This window comes from Lactobacillus laiwuensis, from assembly GCF_019972835.1.
GTDB classification, from domain to species: Bacteria; Bacillota; Bacilli; order Lactobacillales; family Lactobacillaceae; genus Lactobacillus; species Lactobacillus laiwuensis.
This window is the reverse complement of record NZ_BPPB01000004.1, coordinates 46956-59003: the sequence shown is the minus strand read 5'-3', so window position 1 is coordinate 59003 and position 12048 is coordinate 46956. Positions and strand designations below refer to the sequence as shown.

The window sequence follows — 12048 nt, the reverse complement described above, 5'->3', positions numbered from 1 at the left end:
TATTGGAAAGTTGAGATGGATAAAACGAATCTAATTGATAAATTTATTACGCAAGTTATTGCTCACAGCGATTTTACGGAACTTGATCGTATTTATTTGAGAAATAGAATTTTGGCCCTTGTTGGTGATGAGGCAAGAAAAGCAACAACCAGTAAAAAAGGCCTACTGGATCTTAAAGACGAGTTGATTCAAGTTGCCCAAAACTCAGGGAAGTGCTCAGCCAATAATTCAGCTAGGGATGTCCTTGATGCACAATTAATGAATTTGATTGTCCCTAGACCAAGCATTGTTAACCACGACTTTTGGCAAACTTATGAGCGTTCACCACAAAAAGCGATTGCTGATTTTTACCAATTGGGTAAAGATAGTGATTATATTAAAACTAGAGCTATTGCAAAAAATATTTATTTTACAGCTGCAAGTAAATACGGCGATCTAGAGATTACGATTAATCTTTCCAAACCAGAAAAAGATCCCAAAGAAATTGCGGCAGCCAAGAATGCCAAAGTAAAGTCATATCCAAAGTGCCAATTATGTATGGAGAATGAGGGCTACCTTGGTCATATAAATTATCCTGCGCGCACCAATCACCGTATCATTCGCTTTCATTTAGGAGATGAAACCTGGGGTTTTCAATATTCTCCTTATGCATATTTTAATGAGCACTGCATTTTCTTAGCGCCAAAGCATGAACCAATGGTAATAAATGAACAAACTTTTGCTAATTTACTGGAAATTGTGGCTAAATTTCCGGGCTATTTTGTTGGTAGCAATGCGGATTTGTCAATCGTAGGCGGTTCGATTTTAGCGCACGAACATTATCAGGGTGGCAAGCATCGCTTTCCGATGGAAAAAGCACCAATTGATAAAAAACTTAATTTTAAGGAATTTGATGATGTCGAAGCAGGTATTGTCAAGTGGCCTATGTCTGTGATCCGTTTACGTGGTCTAAATAAAAATAGCTTAATCAAATTAGCAAATAAAATTTTAATAAACTGGAGAAAATATAGTGATGAAAAAGTAGCAGTTCGGGCATTTACTAACAGTATACCTCACCATACTATTACCCCAATTGCACGTTTACATGAACAAACTTATGAACTTGATTTAGTCCTAAGAGACAATCAGACTTCAGATAAATATCCTGATGGAATTTTTCATCCCCATGCTGATGTACAACACATTAAAAAAGAAAATATCGGCTTAATTGAAGTAATGGGATTAGCGATTTTTCCGCCACGATTGAAGCCCGAGTTGCTTGAGGTAAAAAAGTTTTTGCTTAACCAGCCTAACAGTATTGCACCTATGCATCTTGAGTGGGCTAAGGAAATTAGCCGTAAGTATGAAGTCACTAATGCAAATGTAGATCAAATTCTGCAAAAAGAACTAGGTCTTGTTTTTGCTCGCGTTTTGGAAGACGCAGGAGTTTTCAAACAAACTTTAGAGGGCAAAGCAGCTTTTATGCGTTTTGTTAAGAAAGTAGGTCTATGTTAAGTTTTTAATTTTATTTAAGTAATCATATGAATAAAGGCAACAATAAGAGCATTTTTTAATAGGGGAAAATTAGTTTTTTTTTAACTTTTTTTCATACTATTTTAGTTTATAATTGATATTATACATGATATAGTTATTCAAAGATATATTTGTTAAGAAGACTTTGCTAATGCTAAAACGAACCCAAAAATTTATTCTTATTTTTCTAATTATTTATTTTCTTTTGATTACCTGGCAGTTTTTTATAGCCGCTAAATCTGAAGCAGGATTAATACCATTAAAGGGCAAAGCAGTTGAAATTTCTGTTATGCTTTTCTTTTCAATTCAACCGAATGGTTGGAACGAAAATATTATAAATTTAGTTATTTTGTTGGCCTTGGTACCTATCTTTGGAGCCGGTCTCTTAATCTATTTTAAAAATAATAATATGTTTAGCGCTGTCCAGCAAAGAGTCGGATATCATGGCTTTATCAAAGCAGGGATTATTAACTCCTTTATTATTGGGGTGGTATTTTCTTTATTAACTAATTTTTACCAGTTAGCATTAATTAATTTATTTTATTATCCCTTTTTCTTTAAAACCAGACCTATAGAATTATACATTGGTGCCAGACCAGGATATTTTTCTACTAACCAGCTAATCGACTTATGTTCATACGTTACCTTAGCCGCTATAGGCTGGGGTATTTTTGCTATTTTAATTTTCAGTATTGGTCTTTTTGTATCAAAAAATAGTATTTACCTAGTTTTAGGACCGTGTGTAGGGATGGGTTTAACCTTATTGTCGATCATAATATCGCGGCTTGGCAATGAATTTTTGCTCTTCCTCTCGTATTTGTGGTTTCCATTTGCTGTACTTGCACCGGGACAGTTTGCGTTAGGATCTCGCTTGCCACCGATTAATTCATATTTGCTTTTTGTTTTGGTTGCATTGCTTTATCTGTTATTTGCTGCTTACTTAATCAAACTGTGGCAGCAGAAAAGAAAGCTGGGCTAATTATGCGCTTAAAAAGAATATCCTACAGACTTGTTTTAAATGGTTTTATCGTATTTTTGATAGGACTAATGGGAAGCATTATACTTATAAAAACAGGTTCACCGGAAACCATGGAATTGCCAAACGAATACCTCAATTTTCACATGGTATCACTGTATTTGCAGCCAGCGGTCTTCTTGCTATTTTATAAGCAGATACTTACTTTTCGTAACATCAACGTGTTTGTGACGGTGCGAAAAAAGAATAAGTCGATGATCATGCACTTAATGGTACTGGCTACAATTTATTGTTTAATTTTTGTATTAGGTCTTTTTGTTCCGTATTTTTTTACTGATTACCCTTTATTTAAATTTGGTAACCCAATTGTGGGCATTGAACTCATACTACTACATGTTCTGGCTTTTTTGCTTCTACTTTGGCTGTTAGTTGGTGGCTATAACTGGCATAGACCTTATTTATTATTGCTAATGGCAATAATCATAGATTTAATTTATCACTACTATATAGAAAAAAATATTTTAATAAATTATAGTCCTGTGTATGACGAGTTATATCGGGCTATCCATGAAATTTATGGTGGCTTTTAAGGAGAAATAATGTTAGAGCTTAAGCAGATAAAAAAGTCATTTGGTCAGAAGCTGGTTTTAAAAAGCGTATCTTTGACAGCTAAGCCAGGAGAACTAATTCATGTTTCAGGTATTAACGGTTCTGGGAAGTCTACCATTTTTAAGATTATTACCGGCTTGTTAAAAGCAGACAGCGGTGAAATTAAGCTGGATGAAAATGATATTGTTGGGGCATTAATTGAAAATCCCAATTTCTTGGAATATGAGTCAGCCATGTCTAACCTTCATTTTCTGGCTAATCTTAACAAGCGCTTTAATGAGAAAGAAGTTAGGGCTTTACTACAGTACTTTATGCTTGATCCTGACGATCCGGAACCCATAGTCAAGTATTCTGTTGGTATGAGGCAAAAGGTGGGCATCATCCAGGCTGTGATGGAAAACCAAAATATTATTTTGCTTGATGAGCCGACACGTGGAATTGATCAAGAGAGCGTTGGTTTATTTGTAGCTATGCTAAAAAAATTGAAAAAGCAAAATAAAACTATAGTGGTTGCCAGCCATGATCAAATTAATGAACTTAAATATGATCGTCAATTCGTATTGCAGCGGGGAATACTACAGGAAAAACAACTTTAAGTACTTATTCAAAGCGTATAAAAAAGCATTGGGAAAACTGCTAGGTGATATAACCACCAAATTTCTCAATGCTTTTTAATATTTAAATTTTTGAACGGAAATAATAACTTTATTTAAAAGCCAAAGCGCCCATTGGGTCCCATGGTAGTAATTGGATCGGGTCCTTAGCTCCTTCATCAAAGGCTGTTCTTAAATCATCAGGTAAGAATTTCTTGTTAATAACTGCTTGGTAGACAAAATCATCAAACCAAGAATCACTCATTACGAAGTAGCCTTTAAAGCCAGGTTTTTCTCCCCAGGAATTTTCAATCTTCCATTTAGTAGGCTTGTCATCGACTAAGTCGACGCCGGTGATAACCATGGCATGATCCATCATGCTTTCGCTGGAATCAAGTTTATCACCCTTAGACATTGAAAAATCAACGTCAAATAATTCATCACGTTTGTAAATATTGGTATCAAGCAAGCCTAGCTGTCTTTCTGAATCCTTACCAACATTTGAACCAAACCAAACAACTTCTCCGGCTTTTAGTTGTTTAATAATCAAGTCTTTCATTTCAGAAATCTTAACGTTAAGATGGCGTACTTGTCTGCCGCCAACAACATTACCCAAATACTCAACTGAAAAGACTTTGTGATATGGTTTATCATCAGTAGGAGAGTTAATGATTGAAATATGATCTTCCAAGTTCATGCCCACAAATTTATCAAAGAATTCTTTAGGAGTGATACCAGCTTCACGGTGGTAATTACCATCATCATCTTTATATTCAAAGTCAAATTTCTTTGGTGGTACGCCTAATGAAATAGCTAAAATGCGGAAAACATCATTTAACAATTCGTTTTTACGTTTTTCAATTTCGTCTACTGACTTACCTGCATTGACCAAATCGCGTAATTCTAAGCCGTCTTTACGCAAAAGAGTATTTAAAGTATCATTTAAAGCTCCAGAATTGTTCGAATTGGCAGTTTCTGGGTAAACAGACTTGGGTACAATACCATACTTTTCAACTAATCCACATAACATGTCCCATTGACCACCATCTTGTTGGGGGGTTGCGAATAGGAAGCTAACTTTACGGTCACCGAGTGGCTTCTTAGCTGACGCAATTACATTTTCGAAGAAGAAGTTTGATTTTTCAAATTTGTCCCAGAAGTTAGTGTAATTTTGAGATAATTCAAAATCCTTAATCTTATATTCTTTTTGCAATGGGTGACGCATAGTATTTAATGCAGAAAACATCCAGCAGCGACCAGACTGCTTTTGATCAGCAGGCTTACCGGTATCAATTTCTACTGAAAAAGTAGGCGTTAAATCAATTTTGGATTGTAAATTTTGACTTGCCTTAAAAATGCCGTTTTCTTGAGCAGCATGACTGGCAATATTAATTCCAGCATGATTTGATAAGTCTTTTGTAAATTTATCAATGGCTGCACTTGTAATTTCTTTTGTCATTTATATTAAAATCCTCCTTAAACAAACTAATACTATTTTAGCCTAACTAAATAAAGTAGTCTATCTTTGAAAATTTAATTATTGTTAAAAATATATTTGCTTTTGCTTTACCTATTTAATCTGAAATGTTTATATATTTTTGTTAGCTGGATTTGGCTTATGATACCAGATCGAATGAAATTCCGAATGCTTCTCAAAGTATTTAATAACTAAAGGATCAAGTGGCCAAACACGTAAGTGAGATTCTTGAGCAATAAACATTACTGTTGCCATTTGTTTGTGTAAAATCTTGTTACTGTCTATTTTGGGGTTGATAAAGAAATGGTTCATTATCCAGACAGTAGCGTCTTTGCGCTTAATTTTATCCATGGTCCAGCTGCAAATAGTTTCGCCATTATCATCATCTTCGCGAAAAAATTGGTGAGGGTTATCTAAGTTAAACATTTACTTTTCCTTCAAACTTTAATATTTCAGCTAATTTTATCAAACTAATTATATAAGATTTTAAAACACAGCAGTAAATTAATGTAAAATAGTGTTTAAAGATTTTTAAAGGAGATAAGTATGGAGAAAATTCGGGGCTTTGAAATTGTATCTAAATATAAAAATAAAAATGTGGCGTTACCTAGAAGACAAACAATTGCCAGCGCAGGCTATGATTTAGCAGCAGCAAAAGACGTTTTAATTCCCAGTATTTGGCGGCTTAATTTTGTGCGTATTTTTCGGTTAATTCGTAATGGTCATCAGCTATACGAACAAGACTATGAAATGGCCGAACATGTGCTCAAGCCGTTTTTGATTCCGACAGGTGTAAAGGCTTATATGCCTGAAGATGAAGTGTTAATATTGGCTAACCGCTCTTCAAATACTTTTAAAAAAAATCTTTCTTTGCCAAATGGCGTGGGCGTCATCGATGCGGATTATTACAATAATGATGACAATGAAGGTGAAATTTTCGTACAGTTAATTAATTATGGCGTCAGACCAATTCAGATTCACAAGGGGGATCGAATTGGTCAGGGGATTTTTGTTCATTATTTAAAAACCGATAATGATCTGCCTATTGACAGGCAAAGGTTAAGCGGTTTTGGCTCAACTAATAAGAAGGAAAGCTAAATGGCAAAACTTAAAACAAAATATAAATGTCGTTCTTGTGGCTATATTTCTGCCAGCTATTTAGGACGCTGTCCTAATTGCGGTGCCTGGAATCAGTTTGAAAAGGAAACTGAAGCGGTGCAAAATCGCTCAACTAAAGGCAGCCCTAGTCGCTTGATCAAGAAAACCGGAATAAGTGAACCGGTTAAGCTGGAAAATGTTAAGGCTGAAAAAGAAGAACGCATTCAGACTAGTATGGAAGAATTGAACAGGGTTCTAGGTGGGGGCATTGTTCCAGGCTCCTTAGTCTTAATTGGTGGTGATCCAGGAATTGGCAAATCAACTTTAATGTTGCAAATCATGAGCGAACTAGCTGGTAAATATAAAGTATTGTACGTTTCCGGTGAAGAATCAGCTAATCAAATCAAGTTAAGAGCAGATCGCTTGGGACTGCCGGCTAATGATATGATGCTTTATCCAGAAACTGATATGGAAGATATTCGCCAGCAAATTGCCGATTTAGCACCTGACTTTGTTGTCATTGACTCAATTCAAACTATGAATGAACCTAGCTTAGACTCAATGACGGGTTCAGCATCACAAGTAAGGGAAGTTACAAGTGAGTTAATGAAAATAGCCAAAATGGATGCTATTACCGTTTTTGTTATCGGCCATGTTACAAAGGAAGGGGCAATTGCCGGACCTAAAATTTTGGAGCACATGGTTGACACTGTTCTTTATTTTGAAGGTGATGAACACCATGCCTACCGTATTTTGCATTCCGTTAAAAACAGATTTGGCGCAGCTAATGAAATCGGCATGTTTGAAATGGTTAATAATGGTTTAAAAGAAGTTACTAACCCGTCTGCTATTTTTTTGGATGAGCGTTTACCGAAGTCAACCGGGTCTGCTATAGTCGTTTCACTCGAAGGGACTCGTCCTATTTTGGCAGAGATTCAGGCATTAGTTACACCCACTGCTTTTGGCTATGCTAAAAGAACTACATCTGGTATTGATTATAACCGCGCTGGACTGCTGTTAGCAGTTTTGGAAAAACGGGGCAACTTAATGTTGCAAAATCAGGATGTCTATTTAACAGCTACCGGTGGAATACGCCTTAACGAACCCGCTGTCGATTTGGCTGTAGTGATGGCTATAGCGTCAAGCTATAAAAATCAGGAAATTTTGCCCACAGATTGTTTTGTAGGCGAAGTCGGTTTAACTGGTGAAGTAAGGCGAGTTAATCAAATAGATGCGCGAATTAAGGAAGCAGCAAAAACTGGGTTTAAGCGTATTTTTATTCCCAAACATAATATGCATACCAGCCTGAAAAACGCAGATATTGAAATTATTCCGGTTTCAAGTATTCCACAAGCTTTAAAATTGGTTTTAGGCTAACGAATATTGAACTTTTTGACTATTACGGGTAAACTTAAATTGTTTATATTTACTTTTTGAAAGAGGCATGAATTTTGGCTAAACAAAAAATTCGGGTAAGGTATGCCCCAAGTCCAACGGGGCACTTACATATTGGTAATGCACGGACCGCGCTATTTAATTACTTATTCGCGCGGCATAATAAGGGCACTTTCGTTTTAAGAATTGAGGATACGGACCAGAAACGTAATGTTGCAGGCGGTTCGCAGTCTCAAATGGAAAATTTACACTGGCTCGGCATCGACTGGGATGAAGGTCCTGATAAAGGTGGCGCTTATGGCCCATACCGTCAATCTGAGCGTAAGGATATTTACAATAAATATATCAAACAGCTGATTGATGAGGGCAAAGCTTATTATTCTTATAAAACTGAAGAAGAATTAGAAGAGCAGCGTGAAGAACAGCGGGCCATGGGAATTGCGCCCCACTATACTTACGAATATGAGGGCATGACAGCTGCTGAAATTGCTCAAAAGCAAGAAGAAGCAGAAAAGAAGGGCTTAAAGCCGGTTGTTCGTATCCACATTCCTGAAATGGAAACATATTCTTGGGATGATATTGTTAAGGGACATCTAAGTTTCGAATCAGATACCATTGGTGGCGATTTTGTCATTCAAAAGCGCGATGGTATGCCAACTTATAACTTTGCTGTTGTTATAGATGATCACCTGATGGAAATCACTCATGTTTTGCGTGGAGATGATCACGTTTCAAACACACCAAAACAATTAGCGGTTTATGAGGCATTAGGCTGGCAGCCGCCAAAGTTTGGTCATATGACTTTGATTATTAATTCTGAAACAGGTAAGAAACTTTCTAAACGTGATGAATCTGTTTTACAATTCATTGAACAATATAGAGATTTAGGTTATTTGCCTGATGCAATGTTTAACTTTATTACTTTATTGGGCTGGTCTCCTGTGGGCGAGAGTGAAATTTTCAGTCAACGAGAATTAATTAAGCAATTTGATCCTGCGCGTTTGTCAAATTCTCCTGCTGCTTTTGACCAGAAAAAACTGGAATGGATTAACAACCAGTATATTAAGAAAGCTGACCGAGACACGCTTTTGGATTTAGCGCTTAACAACTTGCAGGAAGCTGGTTTGGTTGAAAAAGATCCCAATCCGGAAAAGCTGGAATGGGTCAGACAATTAGTTAATATTTATTCTGTCCAAATGTCTTATACAAAACAAATTGTGGATCTGGCAAAGATTTTCTTTAATGCACCTAAAGATTTAAGTGAAAAAGAAATTGCGGAAATTCGTCAGGATGAAGCCAGACCAGTAATTGAGGAATTTAAAAAACAAATTGATTTAATTCCCCGTTTTACTGCACCGCAAATTATGAATGCGGTACAAGCAACTCGTCAAGCAACTGGGATTAAGGGCAGACGCTTGTTTATGCCAATTCGAATTGCTACTACCAGGTCAATGGTAGGACCAGGAATTGGCGAAGCGATGGAGCTATTAGGCAAAAAACGCGTATTAGAGCATCTGGACTTAACATTAAAACAAATGAGTGAAAATGGCTTGTAAATAAAACAGCGTATTATTCTGTTATTGAATGAGTAATACGCTGTTTTAGTGTATATTGGAAAGGAACCTGGCTACATTAAGATTAAATCTTTTGCTTGTTAGGATGTGCCAGAGTTTCTGGTAAAATGAGAATATAAGATTTTAGAAAGGCAAGTCAGCCGCTGTGAAAATTTATAATACTTTAACTAATACAAAGGAAGAATTTAAGCCGATAGTCCCAGGGCAAGTGACAATGTATGTTTGTGGACCAACGGTATATAATTACATTCATATTGGTAATGCCAGAAGCGTCATTGCTTTTGACACAATCAGACGCTATTTAGAATTCCGTGGGTTCAAAGTCAATTATGTGTCTAATTTTACAGATGTAGATGACAAGATGATTGCTGAAGCTAAAGCTGAAAATGTTACGGTACCTGAATTAGCTCAGCGCTACATTAAAGCATATCGTGAAGATATTGCAGCCTTAAATGTTGAGCCGGCAACACTTAATCCACGGGCAACTCATGAAATCACAGCAATTATCGCTTTTGTTAAAAAACTGATTGCTAACGGTTATGCTTATGAGTCAGATGGGGATGTTTATTTTCATACCAGAAAATTTAAGCATTATGGCGCCCTTAGTAGCCAAAATATTGCAAAGCTTGAAGAGGGTGCTTCTGAGCATGTTAATGAAGAAGAACAAAAGCGTAAAGAAGACCCAATAGATTTCGCTTTATGGAAAAAACAAAAGGAACCTGATGAAATAGCTTGGGGTTCTCCTTGGGGTAAGGGCCGTCCCGGTTGGCATATCGAATGTTCAGTTATGGCTACAAAATATTTAGGCGAAACAATTGATATTCATGGTGGTGGTCAAGATTTGGAATTTCCTCATCATGAAAATGAAATTGCTCAAAGTGAAGCAGCAACTGGTAAAACCTTTGTCCATTACTGGATGCATAATGGTTTTGTTACAGTTGGAGCAGATGCTGAAAAAATGTCTAAGTCACTGCATAATTTTGTAACTGTGCATGATTTGCTAAAAGAAGTTGATCCACAAGTGTTGCGCTTCTTTATGGCCAGTGTGCAATATCGCAGGCAAATTAATTATTCGACTGATAATTTAAAACAAGCACAAATTATTTTGCAGAGGTTTAAGAATACTCTTAACAATCTTGAATATCGCCTTAAAGATGGTTCAACAAGCAAAAAGTCAGAAATTTTAGTCAATAGAATTCAAGACACTCAGCATAAATTTATTAATGCTATGGATGATGACTTTAATGTTCAGAACGCTTTAACCGCCATTTACGATTTATTACCAGAAATAAATGCCAACATTAATGCTAAAAATGCAGATAAAGATGCTCTTAAAAAAGCGGCTAAACTTTTGACAAGTTGGTTAGCTGTTTTCGGGATAGATGTACAGCGCTTAATTACCGCTGAAAATCAAAATGATGATGAGCAAGTTCAGAGACTAATTAAAAAACGTGAAGAAGCACGTAAAAGCAAAGATTGGGCACAAAGCGATGCGTTGCGGGACGAACTTAAACAAATGGGTGTTACAGTTGAAGATACACCACAAGGAACAAGGTGGCTACGTGAATAAAACTCTAAAAATGACAGAAAGTGATGTTAATCCGGATACACTAAATGGTCAAACATTAGCTTATCTAGGTGATGCTGTTTATGAAATTTTTATCAGGAGGCATTTAATTAAATGTGGCATTGTTAAACCCCAAGTCTTGCAAAGAAGAGCTACTCATTATGTGTCGGCCAAAGCGCAAGCAGCATTAATTACCAAACTTCAGGAAGAAGAGTTGCTTACTGAAGATGAAGTAGCAACTTTTCACCGCGGTCGCAATTCGAAAACCTATACTAAAGCAAAAAATACCAGTTTGGCTACTTATCAGTTATCTACAGGTTTTGAAGCTGTTTGGGGTTACTTAGATCTCTTAAACAAAAAAGATCGTATAGAGCAGCTGACTGAATGGTGTATTAAAACTATTGAGAATGGGGGCATAGAGGAATATGACTTCAAGTGACAAAGACTTTGTTTTTGGCAGGCATGCGGGACTGGATTATTTAAAAACTCAAGATGCTGATCATATTAACAAAATATTTTTACAGCAGGGGATTAAAGAAAGTTTTGCCAATCAAGTATTTACCTTGGCTAAGCAGAAGGGGTTAATTGTCCAAACGGTACCTAAAAACAAATTAGACAAATTGGTTCAAGGTGGAAATCATCAAGGAATAGTTTTAACGGTAGCTAGTTTTGAATATGCCGATCTGGATCAGCTGCTGGATAAATTTGACCACAGCAATCACGAACCGTTTCTACTGATGCTTGATTCAATTGAAGATCCCCATAATTTGGGTTCTATTTTGAGAACAGCAGATGCCACTGGAGTTGACGGCATTATTATTCCTAAAAGACGTGCTACCGGGTTAACTTCTGTTGTAGCTAAAACTTCAACTGGAGCAATTGATTATGTGCCAGTAGCAAGGGTAAATAATCTGGTGCAAACTGCAAAAATATTAAAAAAACGTGGCTATTGGCTTTTTGGTACTGATATGAAAGGTACAGATTATCGACAGTGGGACAGTAATGGCAAAACTGTTTTGGTAATCGGCAATGAAGGTAAAGGAATTTCACGCCTTCTTAAAGAGCAGATGGACCAAATGCTGACATTGCCTATGGTCGGGCATGTGCAATCACTGAATGCCAGTGTTGCAACTGGTGTTTTGCTTTATCAGATGCTTAACAGCCGCAATCCTCTTAAATAGCTTTTCTAACACTCTGATCAATCAGAGTGTATTTTTGTGGCCAAATAAAGTAATATTCTCTTTTTT

General features: G+C 36.4%; 12 protein-coding genes. 10 read left to right on the top strand and 2 right to left on the bottom strand.

The annotated features are described in order from the left end of the window. The first annotated feature begins 15 nt into the window (after positions 1–15). The 4 genes from galT to LDM92_RS02970 all read left to right on the top strand — a co-directional run bounded on the left by galT (position 16) and on the right by LDM92_RS02970 (position 3693). Positions 16–1494: a UDP-glucose--hexose-1-phosphate uridylyltransferase gene (gene galT, locus LDM92_RS02985; RefSeq protein ID WP_223901978.1), complete on the top strand. Its 1479-nt coding sequence runs from the start codon at positions 16–18 to the stop codon at positions 1492–1494. Between the two features lie 169 nt (positions 1495–1663). Beyond that, positions 1664–2491: a hypothetical protein gene (locus tag LDM92_RS02980; protein WP_122052724.1), complete on the top strand. Its 828-nt coding sequence runs from the start codon at positions 1664–1666 to the stop codon at positions 2489–2491. Between the two features lie 2 nt (positions 2492–2493). Continuing rightward, entirely contained in the window at positions 2494–3078 is a 585-nt protein-coding gene (locus LDM92_RS02975) for a hypothetical protein (RefSeq protein ID WP_187156637.1), read from the top strand. A gap of 9 nt (positions 3079–3087) precedes the next feature. Next, a complete protein-coding gene (locus tag LDM92_RS02970; RefSeq protein WP_198202689.1) occupies positions 3088–3693 on the top strand; it encodes an ATP-binding cassette domain-containing protein in 606 nt (201 codons plus the stop codon). Between the two features lie 109 nt (positions 3694–3802). Here the strand turns inward: LDM92_RS02970 and pepC are convergent, their stop codons facing one another. After that, positions 3803–5149 carry an aminopeptidase C gene (gene pepC, locus LDM92_RS02965; protein WP_198202688.1) on the bottom strand — a complete coding sequence of 449 codons (1347 nt, stop codon included), beginning with the start codon at positions 5147–5149 and terminating at the stop codon, positions 3803–3805. A gap of 129 nt (positions 5150–5278) precedes the next feature. After that, a complete protein-coding gene (locus LDM92_RS02960; RefSeq protein WP_198202687.1) occupies positions 5279–5593 on the bottom strand; it encodes a hypothetical protein in 315 nt (104 codons plus the stop codon). A gap of 120 nt (positions 5594–5713) precedes the next feature. On the opposite strand from LDM92_RS02960, the gene LDM92_RS02955 reads away from it, so the two are divergent. From LDM92_RS02955 to rlmB, 6 genes are all read left to right on the top strand, one after another. Next, on the top strand, positions 5714–6265 hold the full coding sequence (locus LDM92_RS02955) for a dCTP deaminase/dUTPase family protein (RefSeq protein ID WP_046325293.1): 552 nt from the start codon (positions 5714–5716) through the stop codon (positions 6263–6265). Further along, a complete protein-coding gene (radA, locus tag LDM92_RS02950) occupies positions 6266–7642 on the top strand; it encodes a DNA repair protein RadA (RefSeq protein WP_122026310.1) in 1377 nt (458 codons plus the stop codon). Positions 7643–7716: 74 nt separating this feature from the next. Beyond that, positions 7717–9216 (top strand): glutamate--tRNA ligase, encoded by a 1500-nt coding sequence (gene gltX / locus LDM92_RS02945; protein ID WP_046325291.1) that lies wholly within the window; start codon positions 7717–7719, stop codon positions 9214–9216. Positions 9217–9379: 163 nt separating this feature from the next. Further along, positions 9380–10804, top strand: coding sequence for a cysteine--tRNA ligase (gene cysS, locus LDM92_RS02940; RefSeq protein ID WP_223901977.1), 1425 nt, complete (start codon positions 9380–9382; stop codon positions 10802–10804). 10 nt (positions 10805–10814) lie between these two features. After that, a complete protein-coding gene (locus LDM92_RS02935) occupies positions 10815–11240 on the top strand; it encodes a Mini-ribonuclease 3 (protein ID WP_274383949.1) in 426 nt (141 codons plus the stop codon). Then, positions 11227–11982 (top strand): 23S rRNA (guanosine(2251)-2'-O)-methyltransferase RlmB, encoded by a 756-nt coding sequence (gene rlmB / locus LDM92_RS02930; RefSeq protein ID WP_187160551.1) that lies wholly within the window; start codon positions 11227–11229, stop codon positions 11980–11982. Before LDM92_RS02935 ends, rlmB begins: the two co-directional genes overlap by 14 nt. Positions 11983–12048: the final 66 nt, after the last annotated feature.

Excerpts from the sequence above, each read along its gene's own strand:
- LDM92_RS02980 (WP_122052724.1), top strand. The coding sequence starts at position 1,664 with ATGCTAAAACGAACCCAAAAATTTATTCTTATTTTTCTAATTATTTAT.
- LDM92_RS02935 (WP_274383949.1), top strand. The coding sequence starts at position 10,815 with ATGACAGAAAGTGATGTTAATCCGGATACACTAAATGGTCAAACATTA.
- radA (WP_122026310.1), top strand. The coding sequence starts at position 6,266 with ATGGCAAAACTTAAAACAAAATATAAATGTCGTTCTTGTGGCTATATT.
- LDM92_RS02955 (WP_046325293.1), top strand. The coding sequence starts at position 5,714 with ATGGAGAAAATTCGGGGCTTTGAAATTGTATCTAAATATAAAAATAAA.
- LDM92_RS02960 (WP_198202687.1), bottom strand. The coding sequence starts at position 5,593 with ATGTTTAACTTAGATAACCCTCACCAATTTTTTCGCGAAGATGATGAT.
- galT (WP_223901978.1), top strand. The coding sequence starts at position 16 with ATGGATAAAACGAATCTAATTGATAAATTTATTACGCAAGTTATTGCT.
- LDM92_RS02975 (WP_187156637.1), top strand. The coding sequence starts at position 2,494 with ATGCGCTTAAAAAGAATATCCTACAGACTTGTTTTAAATGGTTTTATC.
- LDM92_RS02970 (WP_198202689.1), top strand. The coding sequence starts at position 3,088 with ATGTTAGAGCTTAAGCAGATAAAAAAGTCATTTGGTCAGAAGCTGGTT.
- pepC (WP_198202688.1), bottom strand. The coding sequence starts at position 5,149 with ATGACAAAAGAAATTACAAGTGCAGCCATTGATAAATTTACAAAAGAC.
- rlmB (WP_187160551.1), top strand. The coding sequence starts at position 11,227 with ATGACTTCAAGTGACAAAGACTTTGTTTTTGGCAGGCATGCGGGACTG.